This window comes from Pantoea sp. X-Soil-ISGK-285 (assembly GCF_059730815.1).
This window is the reverse complement of sequence record NZ_AP035938.1, coordinates 2,076,353-2,099,237: the sequence shown is the minus strand read 5'-3', so window position 1 is coordinate 2,099,237 and position 22,885 is coordinate 2,076,353. Positions and strand designations below refer to the sequence as shown.

Here is a 22,885-nt window from a genome sequence, read left to right as displayed (position 1 = left end):
TAAAATAAAAATCAAATGAACAGGAGGCTGCTATGTCTATCGCCATCTACACACCCGCTCAGCATCGTCGCGACAATTCGCTGCTGCATGCCCTGAATCTGCCGGAAACACTGCCTGATGCGCACCAGCGTATTGCGGTAGGGTTCAGCAGCGGCGTGCTGAAACGCACGGCGTCGTTGTCTACTTTTGACGAGGGCTGGCTGTGCCGTCTGGCGGGCATTGATCGCACCACCTACAACCGCAAAGTCAAAGATCCGCAGCAGACCTTTTCGCCCGATCAGAGCGGACGGATCTACATGCTGATCCGCGTCCTCTCTGCCGCCAGTAAACTGTTCCGCGACGACAGGCAGCGTCTGGTGCAGTGGCTGGAAACGCCCGCCAAAGCGCTGGGCGGTAAGAAACCGGCGGAGATGACCACCACGGTGGCGGGTGCAGAAGCGGTGATTAACCTGATTGGCCAGCTTGAGCATGGCGTGATTACCTGATGGCGGTACGTTTCTTTCGCCTGGTGAAGAGTGAGTATGCGATAACCGCCTTTGATGGTTTTGGTGCCCGCACTTACGGGGGGCGCTGGAATTCCGTGGGAACGGTCTGTGTCTATATGGGATCAAGCCGGGCGCTCTGTGTACTTGAGGCGCTGGTTCATCTCACCATTCAGGATCTGTCACACGACTACTCAATGCTGTCGATTAGCGTCCCTGAATCGCTGATTACCGAGCTCTCGCTGGAGGCACTCCCCGATGACTGGCAGGCCGATCCTGCGCCATCGTCCACGCGGCAAATTGGTGACGACTGGCTTGCCAGCCCGGATAACGGCCTGGTGCTGAAGGTACCGAGCACGCTGACCGGCGAGTGGAATGCGCTGTTCAATCCCCGTCATCCGGCAGCGGCTGGCATCATCAGTAAGGTGGTGGTGGAGCCATTTTTCTTCGATCCGCGTTTCCGGCTGCAGTAGGGCACGGATTCGCCACTTTCCTAAGCGCAACATCTCACATCACGCTGGGGCCTGCGATTCCGATAGCGCCTGCGCCGCGCAGATCAGCGCCAGATGACTCAGCCCCTGTGGCATATTGCCGCGCCAGCTCTGGCTGCGGACGTCATACATCTCATTGAAGATATCGACGTTACCGTGGCCGTTCAGCGTAGCCAGGATCGCCTGCATCGCCTGTTCTGCCTCATCCGCCTCACCCATCTCTGCCCAGGCTTCCACCAGCCAGAAGGCGCAGGCGAGAAAGGTACTCTCTTCTTCTCTGACCCCGCTGTAGCGATAGAGCATGGCGCTGCCGTCACCCAGTTTTTGCCGGATAGCACGGTAGGTCGAGAGCATCCGCTGCGGATTGACCGCGTTGCCGTAGCTGTGAACCAGCGCCAGCGACGCGTCGAGGCGATCGTCACTGCCGGCGTAAAAGAGATAAGCCTGCTGTTGCTCTGACCAGCAGTGCGACTCAATCCAGTCGCGGATACGGTCACGTTCCCGCTGCCAGCGTCCCAGCCAGGTCGGTTCGATATGCTGGCTTTCTGCCAGCGCCACCGCCCGATCCAGCGCCATCCAGCAGGCCATTTTGGAGTGGGTGTAGTGTTGCAACTCCGGCAGCTCCCAGATGCCGCAATCCTTCTGCCGCCAGTGATCGGCGCAGCAGTTCGCCAGCTCGCCCAGCATGCGCGAGGTGGTGATATCCAGCACGTGTCCCGCCTCGATAAAATGCTGGGCTGTCACCAGCATGTCGCCATACATACTGAGCTGCAGCTGGTCACGGGCATTATTGCCGACCCGCACCGGCTGAGAGTTCTGATAACCGCTCAGCGGCGGATAACGCTCAGCGGGGACCTCATCACCATTCAGGGCATAGCAGGCGCGCAGCCTGACGCCATGGCGCATGATAGTCTGCGACAGCCAGGAAAAGGCCGCCTTACAATCTTCCAGCGCCCCGAGATAGACGAAGGCTTTAATAATCAGGCAGGCGTCGCGCACCCAGGCGTAGCGGTAATCATAATTTTTCTCGCCGCCGATCCCCTCCGGCAGGGAGGTGGTGGCAGCAGCAGCCAGTGCGCCGGTCGGGGAGTACCAGAGAAACTTCAGCGACAGGGCTGAGCGCTTCACCAGCGTCGGGTAGCGGCCCTCATAACTCAGGCTCTCCACCCAGCTGGTCCAGCCGGTGTGGCTGGTTTCAATCCGCTGATCGATAGCCTCCAGCGGCGGCACCGCCAGCGGCTCTTTCTCGGTCACCAGCAGCGCGCAGAGCGAGCGGGAACCGGCATAGGTACGCAACGTAGCGCAGACCTGCTCGTCATCCAGCTCTGTGATCTGAATATCTTCGCTGGTGCGCAACATCGCCATGATCTCCGCGATGTGAAACACCTTGCCTTTCTCATTATCGGCCACCCACGGTGAACGGGTTTCAGCGGCGGTGCCGAAGCGCAGGGTGATCGCTAATTCCACTTCACCGCTGACACCCTCTATGCGGCGAGCCAGTTCGCACCAGGGCAGACGGCCCGCCAGCGTGCTGTTAATCGATTCGGTCAGCAGCACGGTGCCGTCACGGGTTTCGAAGCGGGTCTCCAGCACATTGCTGTTATCGCGGTAGCGGCGTGAGACCTGATAAGGCGCACGCGGGACAATCTGGAAGTAACCACCGAGTCCGGCATCAAGCAGGCGATCAAACAGGGGCTTTGCGTCGAGATTGGGCGCGCACCACCAGTCAATGGAACCGTCCGGCGCAATCAGCGCAACAGAACGGCCTTCACCAATGGCGGCATAATCACCCAGGCCCGCAAAGCCCTCTTTTCTGACCGGCGAATGAAAGATCGTGTTTTCCATAATCTGCTTCCTTATATCACGGTGGCGAGGTTTATTAAGCGGGGCAAAAGCGGGACAAAAAAATGGCCGCGTTATGCGGCCACCTGAGTGAGATTACAGCGTACCGGTGCCGCCATCAGAGCACCAGACCTGCCCGGAGGAGTAACTGCTCTCGGTTGAGGCCAGGGTAACGTAGAGTGGGGCGATCTCAACCGGCTGGCCCGGACGGCCCATCGGTGAGTCGGCGCCAAACTGCTTCACTTTCTCCATCGGCTGTCCGCCGCTGGATTGCAGCACGGTCCAGTACGGCCCTGGTGCAACGGCATTAACCCGGATACCGTCGCCACCCAGCTGCTTCGCCAGGGATTTGGTAAAGGCGACGATGGCCGCTTTGGTCTGCGCATAGTCGAGCAGAATATCGCTGGGTTTAAACGCCTGTACGGACGAGGTATTAATAATGGACGCACCGCGTGGCAGATATTCCAGCGCCGCTTTGGTGATCCAGAACATCGCATAAACGTTGGTTTTAAACGTCGCGTCAAAATCTTCCGTACTCAGGGTCCGGATGGACTCATTAAATTGCTGACGACCGGCGTTATTAACCAGAATATCCAGGCCACCTAATTTATCGGCTGCCTCTTTGACCAGCTGCTGACAGAATTCTTCAGAACGAATGTCGCCCGGAATAGCAAAAACTTTACGGCCTTCCGCTTCGATTAATTTAATCACTTCATCGGCGTCGGGCTGTTCTTCCGGCAGGTAGTTAATCACCACATCTGCGCCTTCACGGGCATAAGCGATAGCCACCGCGCGGCCAATACCGGAGTCACCGCCGGTGATCAGCGCCTTGCGGCCGGTCAGTCGGCCCGTGCCGCGATAGCTGGTTTCACCGTGGTCGGGAACCGGGATCATTTTGCTGGCCAGGCCTGGCGCCTGTTGTGGCTGGTCCTCAAAAGGAGGTTTAGGAAATTGATCCAGATCGAGCGTCTTGTTAGTTGGTGTAGCCATTGTATGCTCCTTGAACAGAGTTATCTGAGACATTAAGCCTGGCACAAATGTGATATTTGTCACATCTGACTGCTGATTCATTGAGCAGTTAAAACCAGAAGAACTTAATAATGCAGATAAAGCGTAGACAGAAAATCGGAACACTGTGCAGTAGCGTCCGATTATTTTTCAGTGCAGGGGCGGGATATTTAAAGCGAAGCGTAAGATCGGTTGTGAATTATTTCAGGGCGTAATTACATAGCGGAAGAAAATAAAAAAGGGCGGTTAACCGCCGCGTACCGAACCGCGCCAGACCACATCTACCGGATATATTCTCCGCTCCTGCTGCTGTTCATTTTTGGGCATCAGCGTCTCCGGTTGCGCTTCCGTCTCCACCAGCCAGGCAATGGCATCGCGGGCGAATTGCTCCACCGGCTGTGCAAAGGTCGTGAGGTTGTAAGAGGCCCAGCCCGACTGCGCGATATTATCGTGTCCGATGATGCAGAGATCGTCCGGAATACGCAGCGCAAAGCGGTGACGCGCCTCATCCATAAAGCCGCAGGCGAGCAGGTCGGTGGCACAGTACACCGCATCAGGGCGAACTTTACGCGTCAGCAGACGCTGGGCCAGAATCTGGCCGCTTTCGTAAGAGGTGGTGCCGAACTGCTCCACCTGGACCGTGACGCCTACTTTCTGCGCGGCGGCCAGAAAATCCGCTTCGCGCTTCAGCAGACTCGGCGTTCCCGCCAGTGAATTGACAAAGGCGATGCGGCTGCATCCCGCCCGCACAAACGCGTTAACCGCCATTTCTGCGGCGGGGCGGGAGTCGAGGTTGATACTGAGCGTGCCGGGCAGGGACTCGTCGCGGTTAATCAGCACCAGATGCTGACCATGTTTGTAGCAGAGCCGGGTGATACCGCTGTCCGGCATGCCGGAGAGAATAATCGATGCGTCGGCGCGAAAATTAATCGCCTGCTGCAGCGCGGCGGAAACGCGCGCATCAGATCGGTCAGTGTTAATCAGCATCGCCACTTTTCCCGCTTCCTGCAGATACTGGGTCATCCAGCGCACCAGGCTGGCACGGTAGGGCGTGTCCACCTCGGAGGCAATTAAGCAGACGATGCCGCTGCGGTTGCGCACCAGGCCGCGCGCCAGATGATTGACGTGATAGCCCAGTTCCTCCGCCGCTTTCATCACCCGCTGACGGGTAGCATCTGACACGCTGGCTCCCGGTGTAAAGGTGCGGGAGACCGCTGAGCGGGAGACGCCCGCCCGGTCAGCCACATCCTGCGCACTCACCACCGCCTTAAGCTGCTGCATGTTCTCTCCTCGCCTGACATTGTCTGCACTGAGTTTGCCTGAAGTTGCAAGCCTGTGCAAAAAATACAGGCGGGCGAAAGGTTTCAAATTTGTGACGGCGACTGACAATTGCTTAACAACTGAATTGACACTGCCTCAGGCCCGCCGTACTAATCTGCACACACGTTTGCACACATGTGCAAAAGCTGGCGCGCCTGCGTCATCCAGCCCAGGAGAACACCATGCGTTATTCCTCTCTGCTCGCTGCTGTAATCGTCTGCCCTATAGTGCCGTTTGCTGCCTCGGCGGCGGGCAATCTTAATATGATCTGCTCAGCCGACGTGGTGGTGTGCGAACAGATGACCACGCTGTTCAGCCAGTCCCATCCCGATATCAAACTCAGCATGGTGCGGCTCTCTGCCGGTGAAGCCTATGCCCGTATCCGCAGCGAGGCACGCAATCCCCGTACCGATATCTGGTGGGCCGGTACCGGCGATCCGCATATGCAGGCCGCCGAAGAGGGGCTGACCCAGGCCTATAAATCGCCACTGCTCGATCAGCAACAGCCCTGGTCACAAAAAGTGGCGGAGATCTCCGGTTATCGCACCGTGGGCGTTTATGCCGGTGCGCTGGGCTGGGGCTATAACACCAGACTGCTGGCGGAGAAAAAGCAGAAAGTGCCCGCCTGCTGGGCGGATTTACTCGACCCTGGCTTTAAAGGCGAGATTCAGATCGCCAATCCCAACTCTTCCGGCACGGCCTATAACACCCTGGCGACGCTGGTGCAGATCATGGGCGAAGACAAAGCCTTTGACTACCTGAAGAAGCTCAACGCCAACATCTCGCAATATACCAAGTCCGGCTCTGCTCCGGTCAAAGCCGCCGCGCGCGGTGAAACCACCATCGGCATTGTCTTTATGCATGATGCCGTCGCAATGGAAGTGGATGGCTTCCCGATTAAGCCCGTCGCGCCCTGTGAAGGCACTGGCTATGAGATTGGTTCGATGTCGATCATCAAAGGGGCACGAAACCTGGCCAATGCCAAAGCCTGGTATGACTGGGCGCTCAGCGCTGAAGCACAGTCGCATATGAAAGAGGCGAAATCGTTCCAGCTGCCCTCTAACCGCAAGGCGGAGATCTCTGAATATGCACCGCGCTTCGAGAACATCAGGCTGATCGATTATGACTTTAAAACCTATGGTGACTCAGCAAAACGCAAAGCGCTGCTGGGCCGCTGGGATAAAGAGATTGGTGCCAGCGCACAATAACGGTGGTGCGCCCCGGCCACCTGAGCCGGGTCTGTGCCAGACCGCGGTGGCGTAAGCCTGATGTCCGCTTCCTGATTGAGGTGATTTATGAATGCGCACAATCGTCGCTTAACCGGCGCGCTGCTGGCGGGCGCCATCGCGCTGACGCTGCTGCCCTGGTATAGCCTGGAGCAGGGCTTCTTCTCGGGTGACTGGCTGTTCAGCTTATGGGGTGATGAGAACAATGCGCCTGCGCTGGGGCAGCTCGCGTTACACAGCTGGCTGGGCATCGCCGTGGCGCTGTGGCTGCTCTGTGCTGGCAGCGCCTTTCTGCCCCCGGGCCGCACCCGCAGCACGCTGCTGTTGCTGTTCAGCACCTGCGGCATTCTGTTTCTGGTGCTGGAAGGGCATGCTATCGGTTTCAGTGGCTGGAACTGGTTATGGCTGGAGAACCTCGCCGGCCCGCTGGCGCAGGGACAACCCGCGATGGGTGCGGGTGCGCTGCTGCTGCTGACCATATTTTTGCTGATTTTCGCCTTTGCCCTGGCGGAGCGCGGCGTGCTGAGAGGCGATGCCTTTGTGGTGGCGTCGATTGTGCTGCTGGTGGCGCTGGTCACGACCTTTGTGCTCTATCCGGTGCTGAGCCTGTTTGTCGCCTCGGTGCAGGATATTGATGGCAGTTTTAAACCTGACGGACTGATTGCCAATATGCAGGATCCCGCCATCTGGAGCCTCGGCTGTTTTACCGGTGGCACCTGCGGCACCGCCTGGCGCACGCTGGGACTGGCGCTGATGACGGCCAGTGGCGCTACGTTGCTGGGACTGGCGTTTGCACTGGCGGCGACGCGCACCTCGCTGCCGTGTAAAAAAGCGCTGCGGATGCTGACCATTCTGCCGATTATCACGCCGCCGTTTGTCATCGGTCTGGCGCTGATCCTGCTGTTTGGCCGCTCCGGCGTGGTCACCGAATCGCTGGCGACGCTGTTCGGCATCGAGCCGGGCCGCTGGCTCTATGGCATGACCGGCATCTGGATTGCCCAGGTGCTCTCCTTTACCCCCATCGCCTTTCTGGTGCTGATTGGGGTGGTCGAGGGCGTCAGTCCGTCACTGGAAGAGGCGTCACAGACCCTGCGTGCCAGCCGCTGGCGCACTTTCTCCCGCATCTCGCTGCCGCTGATGGCGCCGGGGCTGGCCAACGCCTTCTTAATCAGCTTTATCGAAAGCATGGCCGATTTCGGTAACCCGATGGTGCTGGGCGGGAGTCACGGCGTGCTGTCGACGGAGATCTTCTTCTCCGTGGTTGGCGCACAGAACGACCCGAGTCGCGCGGCGGTGCTGGCGATGATCCTGCTGGGCTTCACCCTGGCCGCTTTTCTGGTGCAGCGCGTCTGGCTCTCCGGCAAAAGCTTCGCCACTGTCACCGGCAAAGGCGATGGCGGCCGTCATGTGATGCTGCCGCGTCCGGTGCGCTACAGCGTCTATGGCATGGTAATACCCTGGGGTCTGTTCACCCTGGTGATCTACGGCATGATCATGATTGGCGGCTTTGTGCAGTCCTGGGGGCTGAATAACAACCTGACGCTGGATCACTATATCCGGGCCTTTAACGTCAGCGTTAATCAGGGGCAACTGGTCTGGAGCGGCGTTGCCTGGAGTTCTTTCTGGACCACGCTGGAGATCGCCCTGATCGCCGCGCCGCTCACGGCCATTGTCGGACTGCTGACCGCCTGGCTGATTGTGCGACAGAAGTTTGCCGGTCGTCAGACCTTTGAATTCATGCTGATGCTGAGCTTTGCCATTCCCGGCACGGTGATTGGTGTGAGCTATGTCATGGCGTATAACCTGCCGCCGCTGGAGATCACCGGTACCGCGATGATCCTGATCGCCTGCTTTGTCTTCCGTAATATGCCGGTCGGCGTGCGTGGTGGTATTGCGGCGATGAGCCAGCTGGATAAAAGCCTGGATGAAGCCTCACTGACGCTGGGCGCAAACAGTTTCCGTACCCTGCGTAAAGTGGTGCTGCCGCTGCTGAAACCGGCCATCAGCGCCGCGCTGGTTTACGCCTTTGTGCGGGCCATTACCTCTATCAGTGCGGTGATTTTCCTGGTCAGCGCCCAGTACAACATGGCGACCTCGTACATTGTCGGGCTGGTGGAGAACGGTGAGTATGGCGTGGCGATTGCCTACTCCTCGGTATTGATCGTGGTGATGCTGCTGATCATTGGCCTCTTCCAGCTGCTGGTGGGCGAACGTCGCCTGCGTCGTGCAATCCAACCGGCGGTGATTATTGCCGCACCCTCTGCATCCACTCTGACTCAGGAGAGAGCCGTATGACGACCATTAACGCCGGATCGGTGGTGTTTGAACATGTCGCAAAGCGTTTTGCCGGTTTTACTGCCGTGCCGGATCTGTCGCTCACCGTAGAGCCGGGTACGCTGGTGACGCTGCTCGGGCCGTCCGGCTGCGGCAAGACCACTACGCTGCGACTGCTGGCCGGGCTGGAGCATCCCACCGCAGGGCGGATTCTGATTGGCGGCAAAGATGTCACCCATCTGCCCGCCAACGAGCGCGACGTGGCGATGGTGTTTCAGTCCTACGCGCTGTTTCCCCATATGAACGCCATCGACAATATTCTCTACGGGCTGCTTTCCTCGGGCATGAACAAACGCGAGGCGCAGGACAGGGCGCGCGAGGGGCTGAAGCTGGTGGGTCTGGAGAGTCAGGGGCAGCGGTTGCCGTCGGAGCTTTCTGGCGGACAGCAGCAGCGTATTGCGGTCGCCCGCGCGCTGGTGCTGGAACCGCAGGTGCTGCTGCTTGATGAGCCGCTATCGAACCTTGATGAGCGTCTGCGCCGTCGGGTGCGCACCGACATCCGCGATCTGCAGCAGCGGCTCGGGTTTACGGCGGTTTATGTGACCCATGACCAGGAGGAGGCGCTGGCGGTCTCCGATAAGATTATTGTCATGAAAGAGGGGGATATTGCCCAGCAGGGTGCGCCGGAGACGCTTTACCATTCACCCAATTCGGTCTTTATCGCGGACTTCATGGGGGAGGCGAACATTCTGCCCTGTGAAGTGGAAGAGGCAGATACGGATGATGCGCTGGTCCGCCTGGGTAATCAGCGCTTCCGGGTGCGAGGTGCCGGAGCAAAAACCGGCAGTGCTCAGCTGGCGGTGCGACCGCAATTTATTACGTTGTCCGGCGACGGCCAGGGTGCGCTGCAGGGGGAGGTTATTCACAGCACCTGGCTGGGTGACCATATCGAATATGAAGTCGCCACCGAACTGGGCGCGCTGTTCATTATCGATCCGCAGATGGAACAGCGTCTACCGCTCGCCACCACAGTTGGCGTCAACTTCAAGCCGCAGGGCCTTGCCCTGATTGCCCGTTAATCTGACTAACTCAAGGAGTTCGCATGGAATCGCATGATGAAATAATGGCGCGTCTGGCTTTAGCGGAAGCCGTTGCCCGTGAAGGTGGCGCGACGGCGTTATCTTACTTCAACCGTCGCGAGACGCTGGTGGTGGAGACCAAGTACGATTTGCAGGATGTGGTGTCGATTGCCGACCGTGAAGTGGAGCAGCTGATCGCCAGCCGTATACGGGATGCGTTTCCCGCTGATGGCTTTCTGGGTGAGGAGTCGGGACTGCAGGCGGGAGAGTCTGACTACACCTGGGTGGTTGATCCAATCGATGGCACCAGCCCGTTTCTCAATGGGATGCCGAGCTGGTGTGTTTCCGTCGCGGTACTGCGCGGCGATGTGCCGGTCATCGGGGTGATTTTCGCGCCGACCTATCAGGAGTGCTACGTGGCGGCACTGGGGCAGGGCGCGACGCTCAACGGTCATCGTCTGCAGGTCGATCCCACACGCACGCTGCAAAACCACGTTACCGGTTTTGGCGCCAACAGTTATGTCAGCCCGCAGCAAGTAGGCGAGATTGTGGCAGCGCTGCTGTCGGCAGGCGGTAACTTTATCCGCATTGGTTCCGGCGCACTGATGCTGGCCTGGGTCGCCGCCGGTCGGGTCGTGGGTTACTACGAACCCTATATGCACGCCTGGGATTGCCTGGCGGGTTACTGCCTGGTAAAAGAAGCGGGCGGCTGGTACCACCCGTTTAACACCGAAGGCGATCGCATCACTAAAGGCGCGCAGGTTCTGGCCGTGGCACCGGGTGCCGAAGCGGATCTGCGGCGCATTGCCGGTTTGTAATTATGTGACCCTGTCACGCTGATGGTACTGCGGTCAGCGTGATGCCTTTGGCCGTAGCGTTTTGGTCAGATAGTGACGCTGCATACCGGTTTGCGGAAAATCGGGCAGGGACATCTGCGGCTGATAACCCTGTTTCTGATAAAACGGCAGGGCCTGAAAACTAAAGGTATCCACCAGCGCATAGAGACATCCCATCTTTCCCGCCTCCTGCTCTGCGGCTTCCAGCAGTGCGCTGCCCAGACCACTGCCACGGAGCGTTTCGTCCACCCAGCGATAATCGATACAGAGCCAGTTTCCTTTGCGTGCGGCGATCACTCCCCCGCGCAACGTTCCCTGTTCGTCCCTGTGAGAAACCGACAGCGGTCCCCAGTTATCGCGGCTGATAACCAGTTATCGCGGCTGATAAATTGCCGGTTGTAAGCCCCCAGTCCTGCCAGCAACTCTTCCCGATCGTCGTCGTTGACCTGATGGGTAAGGGTAAATGTGCTCATCCTCGTCCTCTTTTAATCGTGGTTCCGGCTTATCCCTCATAAAGGATAATTGTGCAGTTATCCGCTATGGGGTATAAATTAATCATTATCCTCTACAGGGGGTAAAAGCTGTTTTATACCCTGTCGGGGATAATGCCCCTGCGCTATGCTTACAGCCTGTGATCCAGAAGGAGCCACCCCATGATATACAGCCCGCTACAGCTGGCAAACCGGCTAAAGCTCATTCGTCAGCGCAATGGCTGGACCCAGAGTGAACTGGCGAAAAAGGTCGGCCTGAAACAGGCCACCATCTCTCACTTTGAAAATGCCCCTGACAGTACCTCGCTGGCAACGCTGTTTAAGCTGTTACAGTCGCTGGAGCTGAGTCTGGAAGTTCAGGAGAAAGAGGAGGCCAGTGCGCCTCAGCTGCATGATGAGGATGAGTGGTAATGCAAAGGCTGATTGCGTGGATGAACGGCGAGCGGGTAGGCGTACTCACCCGCCAGCGAAACGGCGCTCATGAGTTTCAGTATGATACCGGCTGGCTGAGTAATCCGCTCTCCAGGCCGCTCTCACTTTCGATGCCGTTGCAGGTTAGGGCGATCACCTCACACGCCGTGATTAACTTCTTCGATAACCTGCTGCCGGATAGCCCATTGATTCGCGACAGAATCGTGGCGCGTTACCAGATTAAATCCCGTCAGCCGTTTGATCTGTTGCAGGAAGTGGGACGTGACAGCGTCGGGGCGACTATGCTGCTGCCGCCCGATATGCCACTGCCCGCACTGCAGGCCCGCTATGAAGTGCTGGATGAAACCCGGCTCGAAAGCGTGCTGTCGGCCTATCAGTCAGATATCCCGCTGGGGATGCTGCGTGAAGAGACCGATTTCCGTATCTCGGTCGCAGGGGCGCAGGAGAAAACCGCACTGCTGCTGACCGATGAAGGCTGGAGCATTCCTGCCGGTGCCACGCCCACCTCGCACATCATTAAGCTGCCGATCGGAGAGATTAAACAGCCGGCCGCGACGCTGGATATGCGTGAAAGTGTGGAGAATGAGTATCTCTGTCTGGCGCTGGCCCGTGCACTCGGTATCGACGTGCCGCAGGCAACGATTATTCGTGCCGGACAGATGCGCGCCCTGGCGGTAGAACGTTTCGACCGCCGCTGGTCACGCGATAAAACCCGGTTGATTCGCCTGCCGCAGGAGGATTTCTGTCAGGCGCTGGGACTGCCATCTTCAACCAAATATGAGTCGGATGGCGGGCCAGGCATTGCGGAGATCATGCAGATACTGATGGGATCGAGCAACGCCATCGAAGATCGCTATCGCTTTATGATGTTCCAGGTTTTTCAGTGGCTGATTGGCGCAACCGACGGTCACGCCAAGAACTTCTCACTGTTTATTGAGCGCGGCGGCAGTTATCGACTGACTCCCTTTTATGATGTGATCTCCGCTTATCCGGTACTGGGCGGCACCGGTCTGAACAAGCGAGCGCTGAAACTGGCGATGGGGCTGCGTGCCACTAAGGGGAAGAAGACAGAGATCGACAAAATCTTCCCGCGCCATTTTATCGCCACGGCAAAAAGCGTCAGTTTTGATCGTGACAGTTTGCAGCAGATCTTCGACTTCTTTATTAAGGCCTTTCCCCAGGCAGTGGTCTCGGTGCGCGATGCCTTGCCGCCCGATTTCCCACAGCACATCGCCGACGCCATTTTTAGTCATTCACTGATTATGCTGGAGCGGCTGCGGCACAAAGAGTGATGGCGCTTATGAGCTGGCAATATCCTGAAAAACCTCTCCTCATGTGTATGGCTAAAAGCCTGTCGGCTATGCTTATCTGACAGGCTTAACAGGAGAGTCATGGTATGAAGTGTCCGGGATGTGAAGGAGAGGCGTTTGTGTACGCCACGCGCGACGTCAGTCTTAATACGGGTAATCCGGAGGACGTTGTGCCAGATGTGAAGGGCGATCACTGCATCCGCTGTGGAGCGGTGATTATGAATGCCGGAACGTCGGAGTTATATCCCGAAAAGGCTGAAGCGCTGGAGAATGCAGGCGTGCCCATCAAATAACACAGAGAGCCCGTTTAGCGCGGGCTTCTTTGTCTCTGTTACAGGTGAATGTCCCTCTTTTGATAACACGCAACGAGTAAGTTGTGTGATTGTGGCACCCTACAGGCTAAACCTCAGGTTTACCCTGGGAACGGAAATCAAACCCCGTCAATCTGGCCACTGGAGTGCGTTATGGATGCCAATCGCTATGCCCTGGAAACAATCCCGTCACCGCCGGCATTTCCCGGTGCTGCCAGCCCTGTGATGTCTGATGAAACACTGCATCGCCGTCTGGCCGCCATTATTGAGCGGATGGAACAGCAGCAGATTGTGCAACTGATTATCTATGCCGACAAAGAGCACGGCAGCAATTTTGAATATCTGGCGGGATTCATTCCGCGCTTCGAGGAGGCGCTGCTGGTGGTGACTCAGCAGGGCGAGCTCACCTATATCATGGGTAATGAGAACCTCAAGCTGGTGCCGTTTGCCCGCAATCCGGGACGCTGTCTGCATGCGGCGGTCTTTTCTCTGCCCAACCAGCCTATGCGCGGGGAGCAGCCCCTGGATCAGCTGTTAGCAGAGGCAGGGATTGTAGCAGGCGAACGCACCGGGCTGGTGGGCTGGAAGTTATTTACCGGCAGGGAGCGAGGGATGTTTGATCTGCCGCAGTTCATCTATGCCTCGGCGGCGCAGGCAGCGGGCGGCGATGCGCAACTGGTAAACGCCACCGGATTGTTTATCTCGCCTGACAACGGTGCACGCTGCGTTAACGGCGCCGATGAAGTGGCGTTTTATGAGGCGGGGGCTAATCTTGCTTCAACCGCGATGCTGGCTGCGCTGGATAGCATAGCGCCGGGCATCACAGAGAAGGCGTTAGGCGCACGTCTGAACGCAGAAGGGCAGCCAAACACGGTGGTGACGATTGCCGCGACCGGCGATCGTTTCGCCCAGGCCCGGCTCTATCCGTCTGATAAACGGATTGCGCGTGGTGATAAGCTTTCTCTTACCACCGGCTACAAAGGCGGGCTGACCAGCCGCTCGGCTTACGTGGTCAGTGAAGCCTCTGAGTTACAGTGTAACGTCTCCGACTGGCTGACCCGGCTGGCGATCCCCTATTATCACGCGGTGGTCAGCTGGCTGGAGCAGCTGCGGATCGGGATCACCGGCGGCGAACTCTATTCGCTTATCGAAACGGTGCTGCCGAAAGCGCAGTATGGCTGGCATCTTAATCCGGGGCATCTGGTGGCTGACGAAGAGTGGCTAAGCTCGCCCATCTATCCCGATTCAGCCGTGACACTGAAAAGCGGTATGCTGCTGCAGATTGATATTATCCCGTCGGTGCCGGGTTATGGCGGTTGCAGTATCGAGGATACGGTCGGACTGGCGGACGCGGCGTTGCGTGATGAGCTGGCGTGTCGTTTTCCCGATCTCTGGCAGCGAATGACTCAGCGCAAAGCGTACCTGACAGATGTGCTGAGGATTGAGCTTGCCGAAGAGGTGATTTTGCTCTCGAACACGGTAGGCTATCTGCGCCCTTTTTTACTGGATAAGCGCCGTGCGCTGGTGCGCCAGCAGGGGCTTAACCGGCCTGATGCGGCCGGTAATAATTTGTAAAATTTAACTGAGAGTAAAACGCAGGCGCATCTGTCAGGATACGCGCCTCAGAAAGTTCCTGGTTGCTCTCATTCGATGAAATGGTTTACCAAAAACGCGGTTTTGTTTGCCTGCAAAACCTCCTTTGCCGCGTTTATCGCACTCTCTGTGGCGCTCGTTCTTAACTTCGAAAAACCCGCCTGGGCGCTCACCACGGTGTTTGTCACCTCGCAACTCTATGCAGCATCGACCGTCTCGAAATCGCTGTTTCGCCTGCTGGGCACGCTGCTGGGCGGCATCTTTATTCTGCTGATCTACCCCGAAACGGTGCAGTCGCCAGTGTTGTTCAGCCTGTGCGTATCGCTGTGGGTAACGGTTTGCCTCTGGCTCTCTCTGCATGACCGCACGCCGAAGAGCTATATCTTTATGCTGGCCGGCTACAGCGCAGCGATTATGGGATTTCCAGACGTTGAGTCACCGTTGGCAATCATCAACACCGTAGTTTCACGTATTGAGGAGATTACGCTGGGCATCCTTTGTAGCACGCTGGTTCACCGGCTGGTGTTTCCGGTTTCGATGCATCATCTGCTGGGGCAGAGCGTTAATCTCTGGTTTCAGAACGCGCGCAAACTCTGTGATGAACTGATCAGCGGAATGGCAAAGAACAAATCGCTGGAGCGCGAAGATATCCTGATTCAGATGGCGGGTTATCCGTTGAATGTTGAAACGCTGCTGACCCACTGCGTCTATGAGGGCGAAGCGGCGCGTAATGTCATCCGTCTGGTCAGCGTACAGTATCAGCATCTGACTTATCTGCTGCCGACACTGACGGCGATTGAATCACGGCTGGGTGTGCTGGCCGAACTGAATATTCGTTTTCCGCCGTGCGTCACCGACGTGTTTCAGCAGTTCCTGTTGTGGCTGCATCACGATCGGATTAACGATATTGCCGGACTGCGTGAAGCGATTGCTGCCAGTCAGGCAACCCTGGAGCACGAATGGCGGGCCGGGCTGCTGGCAACCGAAGAGAGCCTGCTGCTGATTGGTCTGCTGGAGCGGCTGGCTAACTTTGTGCGCATTGCCGATGCTTATGAGAATGTCAGTGCGCGCGCAGGGGATCTCTACAGCCACGGGGATGGGGCGGCGATCCGCAATATCCGGGAACACCGGCATATCGACAAGGGACTGTTACGGCTGTCCGCGCTGACGGCATTTCTGGCGACCTTCCTCTCCAGCCTGTTCTGGATCGGCAGCGGCTGGGCCGATGGGGCGAACGCACCTTTGATGGCGGCGATCATCAGTTCATTTTTTGCTGGTGTCGATTCCCCGGTAACGCCGATGAAGCTGTTCGTGAAAGGGGTGATGATTGCGCTGGTGGTCAGCCTGTTCTACATCGCTTTTCTGATCCCGCAGGCCAATACCTTACAGGCGCTGATGATCATACTGCTGCCCGGTCTGATGCTGCTGAGCCTGGTTATTGCCAATCCGGCGACCAATCTGGTAGGGCTGAGTGTCGCCATCCAGATCCCCGGTTTTATCGGCTTAAGCCATCACTATGTCCCGAATCTGATCGTCACGCTGAATGCGGCCATCTCCTCGATGGTGGGGATTATGTTTGCGGTAGTGCTGACGGCGTTGATCCGCAACAAACGGCCGTCATGGATAGCCAGAAGAGCGGTGCAACGAGGGCTGCGCGATCTGTTAGGGTTTATTAAAATGGTGGAGCGCAATTCCGCCACGCTACTGTCACGGCAGCAATTTATTGCGCGGATGCTCGACCGGGTGAATATCATTCTGCCGCGTAAAAGGCTCGATCCGGTGCCGGATATCGTGGTGGGGGGGTATCTGATTACTGAAACCTGGCTGGGCGCCAACTGTTATGACTTCTACGCACGTTATCGTGAGGTGCTGGAGAGTCATCAGATTGATAGTGGTCAGATGTTTCACGAGCTGGCGCTATACCTGAAGCGCAAGATGAAGTCGCTGCAGTTAGCGCCACATCAGGATCTGCTGGAAGAACTGGATCTGTTGCTGCTAAAACTGGAGCCGATCGCCCGAGAGGAGAGTGTGGCTGTTGCGCCCTTAATCCATCTGTTTAATATTCGGGTATCACTGTTTCCACATCAGCGCTGGCCAGATTAACCCGGTATAACAGGGCTGGCTGGCGGGCTAAGAGAGCGCTTGCCGGGACCAGAGCGGACGACCTCATTTTAGTTACATCATACAATAGATCTTAATTAAATTGAAAATCAGGCAGCGTGCCCGCATATATTGTCTGACAGGAAGATGGAGTCAGCAGACAATAAGAGCAGGGCGCGCGCATCTCACTGCAGGAAAAGTTCAGCGGTAATAGCTCAGCGGCTTTCCTGCGGCTGGAGCTGATAAATCCACGCACTGTATTGCCGATTATCTTCGGCAGAAACGCGAACCTCGACGCGATCGTAGCCATCTTCAAACTCATCCAGCATCGGCCAGTGGGCGTCCAGCTGGTCGGAGAGAAACAGATAACCCGGCACGTCGGGGCCGTGCTCATCCAGAACGATGCCCGGAAAATCAGCCGCTGCGCCCCAGCCGCGCTGATAGAAGGTACCGTTCACCGAACCGGCCAGCCATTCTCCGCCAATATTTTCCAGGATATGGGCATTCTCGCGGCCCGGACAGAGCGTGCCATAGACAAATAAGCGTTTCATTTTTTCTCGTCGTTGAAACAGTGGAAGCCAGCAACTCTAGCGCGGCTAAAATGGATTGTCTTGCGGAACTGCCTCTTGAGCCTCTCAAAACGCCATGCGTAGGTAAATTCTGCGTACTGCCAGCCCCATCAGATGCGCAGAATTCATGTAGCGACGCCCTGGACTGCCGCAAAAGGTCGGTTTTATGTGCCCTCTGCCTGTCGGCAGAGGGCACTCCCGTCCGGTTACTTCAAGGTTGTCGTGTAGTTAACCGGAATCCCCTGGTCATTGATCACCGCATAACTCACTGACTCACCGGGTTTCGGCGGAGTGTGACTGTCAATGTAAGCATCAGATTGTGGGGCAAGAGTGAGATTTTTTATTGATGGCTGACCTTCAGAATAGACATTCATGCTCATGAACCAGGGAGTAGGGTTGGTTATGGCGATTTTATTTCCCTTTACCGCGAAACGGAGCTTTTCCGGATCGGTGGTCAGCGGGGCGTTTAGTCCCTCAGGCCGTATAAAGATTTTTAGCCGGATTCGCAGCGGTAACACCACTTTACGTTCAGCCGCGTTAAGCTCTTTTTTCAGCGCAGGGATCTGATAAATATTTAACCAGTAGAGGCTCTCTTTGTCCGCGGGCAGCGCCTGACGTGAAGTGAGTACCAGACGCAACGATCGCATTTCTCCCGGATACATTTTTACCACCGGCGGTATGACTATGACGGGCGTGATGCTGGCGTCGGGTGAGAGAGTCAGGTCACCGTCATCTGTCCAGATTTGCAAATACGTTTCGTTTTCGCCGCTGTTGACGACGTTAACAGACTGGCTCAGATCCGATTGATTGAAAACGATCCGGGTTTTATCCACATTGACCACCGCCCAGACGCTGAATGAGAGCAGGACGCCAGATAACACAACGACGTTACTGAAAACTGACCACAACCTGTAACTGCGCATTGACTGTTCCTGCTGTAATAGTTTGCCCGCTGAGCGCTTCAAGAGAGGCCGTGAAATCACCACTGTAAATATCAGCGCCTCCTGAGGAGATTTGCGACGTTAAATCTTTATAGGCATACCAGCCACGGCTGTTGCCCGTGCCCGTCACTGTTCTGTCAGGCAGTAAATTGAGCGCCATATTATGACTGTCATAAATTTTTATACCGACGCCGGAGGCGGCAGCGCTGCTACCATAGTGGGTATCCAGCAGCCAGGTTAACCCGCCGCCAGCTGTAGTCAGCCCCAGATTTCTTGCCTGCGTCACCGCATTTGACTGGTTAACGAGAAAGCCCATAGCGACATTTGCTGACGTGATCGTCGATGTACTGGTGCCGGAGATGGCACCGGACTCGCACTGGATAGTGATAGTAAAAGGAGCCTGACTTTTCCCGCCCGCGGCAAGGGTGTTCACGCTTACGGTCGGCAGCAGCACCACCGAAGGATAATCCTGGACTTCGCATAGCGCGCCACGCACATAGGTGACATTTGAGAAGGTGCTCCAGGCAGCGGGCCAGTTACGGTAAAAACCATACCAGTAAGAGAGACTATCCTGGCCCACTTTAAGATTATTGGTATCCAGCCCGGGTCCTTTAAAAGCAATATATCCGCGAGGTTGTGTCCAGTTGTCCACATAGCGATTGCTGTTGCTGGCGTAATAGCGCGTAGAGTCTATTTTAAACATTTCATACAGCACATTGCTGAAAGCACTGGCCGGAATATAAATATAGGTGCCATCAGAATACCAGTCACTGGCTGTCAGCTGTCGGGCTTTCCAGTAGCGACTGTAATATTCGCCGGTTGTCAGGTTAGTTAGCCTGACGGCAACATTTGCAGCGACATCATAATAGGCGCCGTCCACTTCAGAGGTAATATATTGACCGGCATAGGGGCTGTCGCCATTGGTGGCATACATCTCATACAAACTGTCTGCATCTGCCACGGCGCAGCGGTAAAGAATCTGGTTAGCTGAGTAGGAAACATTGCTGGCCGATGACAGAAAGCTGCCTACCGAGCTGGCCAGCAGTGTGCCAGAGGGCTGGAAGGTCTTTCCGCTATTGATGCTGATCACAGATGGCAGGCCCACATTCCCTGAGCAGGTGTCGCAGGCGCCGGTCCAGTAGGCGGCGGTATAGCCTGCTGCAATCGCGCTTTGAGACAACGAGGATGTGGCGGTAACAACGCTGCAATTAGCCCAGGCGGGCACATTGAACAGCAATAATAAGATATACAGGAAATATTTTTCGATTCTCACACGATTAACCCTTATGGCAGACAGCATCCAGGCGAACAATATTCTCATTCACGCGACCGGTTATTTGATAATTAACAAAACATGTTTTATTGCCCTTATATTCCCAGTTTACCTTTAAGGTTCCAGAGTCATGCGGTACACGTGCATATAATTGCCCACCCTGGCCCACAATACCTATCACGGTATTATCAGCATCACGGACCTCGGTGCCCATTGGCGGGATTTCATGATCTTCATTTTTGAGCGCGATTAAGACGGCCTTACCCTGCAGCGTGGCAAAATTAATTCGGGTAACGGAACCGGCATAGGGCACAACGCGCTGGCTTCCACCGCTTAATTCGGCATCAGCATTCATATAGCGTGTATCAAGGCTGACGGTGTTGGCCTGATATGGCGTCAGCGACGGCAGGATAGCGTAACCAAAATGATCAATGACGGCACCCTGACCATTGCGTACGCTGGCGCCCTGGGCACCATCCGCATGGATAAGCGCAAAAGTGTCGCTGGTATAAGGTCCGGCGGTGACGCCGCCGCGATGAATCAGCAACGTACCAGAAAGCCCTAATCCAGCCTGGCGATAATTATCCCCCTGACCATAATTCGCTCTGACCGCGCCTGCGCGCGTATTCTGCTGAATATTTCCGCCGAACGAGACACGGTGGCCGCTGTTACTTTGCGTATTTTCGGTTCCGCCATACAGGGACCAGGATCGCTGATTGTTCTCGCCAGATGAACCGGTCAGTGAGAGCGTCGAATTGCGCGTTTCTTTAGACTGGTTGTAGTTATAGGCCACTGAGGTAGTGTGATTGCCCCAGTTCAGCGGAACCGAGACATTCAGTGAAACGGTATTTTCGGTATATTTCTCGCGGTATGCGTTATCACCATCGTCCAGGTTCAGCCCGAAACGATCATAATTCCAGGTAGTACGCTGACGGGCAACGTTGAGACTGTAACTGATGTTATTCCAGCTGTTGCTGTAACCTAACTGAAGCTGAGTAATACGTGACCGGTTATTATAGTAATCCGCCGTGCTGCCGCTCAGGCTGATTAAGCCATAATCGGCCATTGACTGACTCAGGGTCACAGAAAAATTATTACGCTGATGCAGCGTATCTGAATAGTAACTGATGCCATTGTCCTGCTGGCGCCGAACGCCCAGCACATCCTGCAGGTCGCGATAACCGCTGGTTGAGTAACGATAGGCGGCCAGGACCAGGTTGGTGCCGGTAGCAAAGGTTTTGCTGTAGCTCAGCTCGGCGCGCCATCCCGAGGCATTTCTGTTCTGTGCGACCTTTGCATCAGAAAAGGTGGTGTTTAATCCCACTGCGCCCGCTGCCGAAGTCCAGACACCGCCAAGCAGCCAGGCCTGATAGTCCTGAGCCAGCCGCGATCCTGCCGTAGCGGTCAGTCGGTTACTGATACCGCGCTGCAACAGCCCTTCGAAGAAGGTGTTATTAACTGAGTAGAATTGCCGTACCCGACCCAGTGCAACCGAGTAATGCCAGTTTCCCGGCCTGACCGAATCAGGCACAGAGGCATAAGGAACGGTAAACGAGGACGTTTTGCCATTGGCTTCAATAATCTCAACATCGAGATCGCCCTGGCTACGGGTATTGTACAAATCGTTGATCACGAAGGGACCAGGCGCCACGCTGGTCTCATAAATAACGCGATTCAGTTGCCTGACGATAACCCGGGCACTGGAGGAGGCCACACCGCGAATTTCGGGCGCATAACCACGCCGGCTTTGCGGACGCATCCTTTCATCGGTAGTGAGCTTAATGCCATTATAAGAAAGGCTGCCAAACTGCGAACTTTCTGTATAGCTGTCGCCCAGTGTCAGCAGACTGTTCAGCGGTTCAATGGGGCGCTGAAGCCAGGTTCTGACCGTTGTGTAGCGAACATCGCTGCCGGTAACGTTATTGTCGATAAACCGCAGATTGCCCTGATGGCGCAGCTGCCAGTTATCAATATTAGTGCCCGCCGTGATGCCACTCCAGAGATACTGGTATCTGTAACCGGAAGCGCTATTTTCCGTCCAGCTATAATTGGTGTTATGCCGGATGAAAAGGGCGGAGATCCCTTTATCCCATTCGGCGACGGGAATATTTCCCCTGGGCAGATGAATTAACTCCGCATCCGGAATGGTGAACTGCAGCCGCAGTGAAGCCTGATCAAATTGCCAGCGGGCCGCTGATGACCAGTGACGCAAGGGCTGACAGCCCTCGCTGGTTGAGGATTTATTCAGTGACTTAAGGCTTAATGATTCAGCCACCGTCAGCGGGAGACAAGGTTCTATCGGCTGACCTTTCTCTGCTGACAGAAAGTTCAGGGTGACGCCGCTTTTAACCAGCTTATTGTTAACATAGATATCGACATAATAGTTGCCGGGGGCGATAGTCTGATGGTTAAACTGATCAATATTCTGGCCAAAGGCGGAACCTTTAAACAGCGAAGGATCGAAATAGTACTCATCAGCGTGTCCATACGTTGAAAAAGTAAATGATGCACAGAGAGGCAAAAAAAAGATGCGGATATTACCTGCCTGCAATCGGATAGTCTTCACTGACTTTAGCTCCCTGGTCATTCATTGCTGAAAGAGAAATCACGCTATTAGCTGATAAAGAGTGCGTTGCCGGTTTACACCTGACTATTTTTTTGGCAAAGGGCGCAATCATTTCAGCTTCGCAGGCTGTTTTTTTGCCTGCTGTTTTTATTACAACCTCTGTAAGTGAGAGATACCAGGGTTGAGTGTTGTTGATTTCAACCCCCTCTTTTTGCATCGTTACTTTTACACCGTCGAAAACATTAACCGGCTGACCAATCGCTTTAGGACGATAAAAGAGTTTCATGCGGTTACGTAACATTAAAACAATACTGTTACGGCCTGATTCCGCCTGAATATTACCGGGGGGGATCTGCAGGGAGTTGAACCAGTAAATCGTCTCGCGATCCTGTGGTAATGAGACATTAGGTATGAATCGGATTCTTAAAACCTGGCCGGTCAGAGGCTGGATCCGAAACAGCGGTGGCGTGATAATAAAAGGCACGTCACTCTTATCGCCAGGTTGCGAATCCATATTGCCATTATCAAGCCAGGCCTGAATGACATAAGGAATATTATCGTTGTTCTTTAACTGAACATCGACGGAGAGAGCATTACCCGGATAAATAATTCGGCTGCCAAGAATAGTGACGCTTGCCTGGACGTTATCCGAAATAAACGTCATCAAAAAAATCAGTATTACCATTTTTAATGGGAACAGCATAATGCGCGAATACATGTCGGATATCTCAAGCGTGGCGT

At 55.8% G+C, this 22,885-nt stretch carries 19 protein-coding genes and 1 pseudogene; 11 read left to right on the top strand and 9 right to left on the bottom strand.

Features of this window, described 5'->3' with window-relative positions:
• Positions 1–32: 32 nt before the first annotated feature.
• Positions 33–485, top strand: coding sequence for an Xre family toxin-antitoxin system antitoxin (locus tag AC6I8B_RS10045; RefSeq protein ID WP_010244850.1), 453 nt, complete (start codon positions 33–35; stop codon positions 483–485).
• Positions 485–955, top strand: coding sequence for an RES family NAD+ phosphorylase (locus tag AC6I8B_RS10040; RefSeq protein ID WP_033771790.1), 471 nt, complete (start codon positions 485–487; stop codon positions 953–955). The genes AC6I8B_RS10045 and AC6I8B_RS10040 overlap by 1 nt, the downstream gene beginning before the upstream one ends.
• 39 nt (positions 956–994) lie before the next feature.
• On the opposite strand, the gene AC6I8B_RS10035 is transcribed toward AC6I8B_RS10040, so the two are convergent.
• The 3 genes from AC6I8B_RS10035 to AC6I8B_RS10025 form a co-directional block, all read right to left on the bottom strand.
• Positions 995–2,818: a glycoside hydrolase family 15 protein gene (locus AC6I8B_RS10035; RefSeq protein WP_157352172.1), complete on the bottom strand. Its 1,824-nt coding sequence runs from the start codon at positions 2,816–2,818 to the stop codon at positions 995–997.
• Between the two features lie 93 nt (positions 2,819–2,911).
• On the bottom strand, positions 2,912–3,805 hold the full coding sequence (locus AC6I8B_RS10030) for an SDR family oxidoreductase (RefSeq protein WP_010670164.1): 894 nt from the start codon (positions 3,803–3,805) through the stop codon (positions 2,912–2,914).
• Positions 3,806–4,069: 264 nt separating this feature from the next.
• Positions 4,070–5,104, bottom strand: coding sequence for a LacI family DNA-binding transcriptional regulator (locus tag AC6I8B_RS10025; protein ID WP_069026289.1), 1,035 nt, complete (start codon positions 5,102–5,104; stop codon positions 4,070–4,072).
• A 221-nt stretch (positions 5,105–5,325) separates the two neighbouring features.
• Here AC6I8B_RS10025 and AC6I8B_RS10020 point away from each other — a divergent pair, with 221 nt between their 5' ends.
• From AC6I8B_RS10020 to AC6I8B_RS10005, 4 genes are all read left to right on the top strand, one after another.
• Positions 5,326–6,351, top strand: a complete 1,026-nt coding sequence (locus AC6I8B_RS10020; protein ID WP_033757674.1) for an ABC transporter substrate-binding protein — start codon at positions 5,326–5,328, stop codon at positions 6,349–6,351.
• An 87-nt stretch (positions 6,352–6,438) separates the two neighbouring features.
• Positions 6,439–8,664 (top strand): ABC transporter permease, encoded by a 2,226-nt coding sequence (locus AC6I8B_RS10015; RefSeq protein WP_158149304.1) that lies wholly within the window; start codon positions 6,439–6,441, stop codon positions 8,662–8,664.
• Entirely contained in the window at positions 8,661–9,722 is a 1,062-nt protein-coding gene (locus AC6I8B_RS10010; protein ID WP_010670160.1) for an ABC transporter ATP-binding protein, read from the top strand. Before AC6I8B_RS10015 ends, AC6I8B_RS10010 begins: the two co-directional genes overlap by 4 nt.
• 23 nt (positions 9,723–9,745) lie before the next feature.
• Positions 9,746–10,540, top strand: a complete 795-nt coding sequence (locus tag AC6I8B_RS10005) for an inositol monophosphatase family protein (protein ID WP_033767265.1) — start codon at positions 9,746–9,748, stop codon at positions 10,538–10,540.
• Between the two features lie 33 nt (positions 10,541–10,573).
• On the opposite strand, the pseudogene AC6I8B_RS10000 reads toward AC6I8B_RS10005, so the two are convergent.
• Positions 10,574–11,031, bottom strand: a pseudogene (locus AC6I8B_RS10000) (GNAT family N-acetyltransferase).
• A gap of 180 nt (positions 11,032–11,211) precedes the next feature.
• Between AC6I8B_RS10000 and hipB the strand changes: the two are divergent.
• From hipB to AC6I8B_RS09975, 5 genes are all read left to right on the top strand, one after another.
• On the top strand, positions 11,212–11,460 hold the full coding sequence (gene hipB / locus AC6I8B_RS09995) for a type II toxin-antitoxin system antitoxin HipB (RefSeq protein WP_022625644.1): 249 nt from the start codon (positions 11,212–11,214) through the stop codon (positions 11,458–11,460).
• A complete protein-coding gene (locus tag AC6I8B_RS09990) occupies positions 11,460–12,773 on the top strand; it encodes a type II toxin-antitoxin system HipA family toxin (protein WP_010244882.1) in 1,314 nt (437 codons plus the stop codon). Before hipB ends, AC6I8B_RS09990 begins: the two co-directional genes overlap by 1 nt.
• 137 nt (positions 12,774–12,910) lie before the next feature.
• Positions 12,911–13,084, top strand: coding sequence for a type II toxin-antitoxin system MqsA family antitoxin (locus tag AC6I8B_RS09985; RefSeq protein ID WP_230873490.1), 174 nt, complete (start codon positions 12,911–12,913; stop codon positions 13,082–13,084).
• 171 nt (positions 13,085–13,255) lie between these two features.
• Complete coding sequence (locus tag AC6I8B_RS09980; RefSeq protein WP_157352166.1) at positions 13,256–14,677, top strand: M24 family metallopeptidase; 1,422 nt, start codon at positions 13,256–13,258, stop codon at positions 14,675–14,677.
• A 75-nt stretch (positions 14,678–14,752) separates the two neighbouring features.
• Complete coding sequence (locus AC6I8B_RS09975; protein ID WP_157352163.1) at positions 14,753–16,798, top strand: FUSC family protein; 2,046 nt, start codon at positions 14,753–14,755, stop codon at positions 16,796–16,798.
• Between the two features lie 212 nt (positions 16,799–17,010).
• Here AC6I8B_RS09975 and AC6I8B_RS09970 read toward each other — a convergent pair whose 3' ends face one another.
• The 5 genes from AC6I8B_RS09970 to AC6I8B_RS09950 all read right to left on the bottom strand — a co-directional run bounded on the left by AC6I8B_RS09970 (position 17,011) and on the right by AC6I8B_RS09950 (position 22,862).
• Positions 17,011–17,346, bottom strand: coding sequence for a gamma-glutamylcyclotransferase family protein (locus AC6I8B_RS09970; RefSeq protein WP_157352159.1), 336 nt, complete (start codon positions 17,344–17,346; stop codon positions 17,011–17,013).
• A gap of 224 nt (positions 17,347–17,570) precedes the next feature.
• Positions 17,571–18,287 (bottom strand): fimbrial assembly chaperone, encoded by a 717-nt coding sequence (locus tag AC6I8B_RS09965; protein ID WP_157352889.1) that lies wholly within the window; start codon positions 18,285–18,287, stop codon positions 17,571–17,573.
• A complete protein-coding gene (stbD, locus tag AC6I8B_RS09960) occupies positions 18,253–19,605 on the bottom strand; it encodes a fimbrial usher protein StbD (RefSeq protein WP_050498533.1) in 1,353 nt (450 codons plus the stop codon). Before stbD ends, AC6I8B_RS09965 begins: the two co-directional genes overlap by 35 nt.
• Positions 19,583–22,144 carry a fimbrial outer membrane usher protein gene (locus AC6I8B_RS09955; protein ID WP_029519528.1) on the bottom strand — a complete coding sequence of 854 codons (2,562 nt, stop codon included), beginning with the start codon at positions 22,142–22,144 and terminating at the stop codon, positions 19,583–19,585. Before AC6I8B_RS09955 ends, stbD begins: the two co-directional genes overlap by 23 nt.
• Positions 22,116–22,862: a fimbria/pilus periplasmic chaperone gene (locus AC6I8B_RS09950; protein ID WP_022625650.1), complete on the bottom strand. Its 747-nt coding sequence runs from the start codon at positions 22,860–22,862 to the stop codon at positions 22,116–22,118. The genes AC6I8B_RS09955 and AC6I8B_RS09950 overlap by 29 nt, the downstream gene beginning before the upstream one ends.
• Positions 22,863–22,885: the final 23 nt, after the last annotated feature.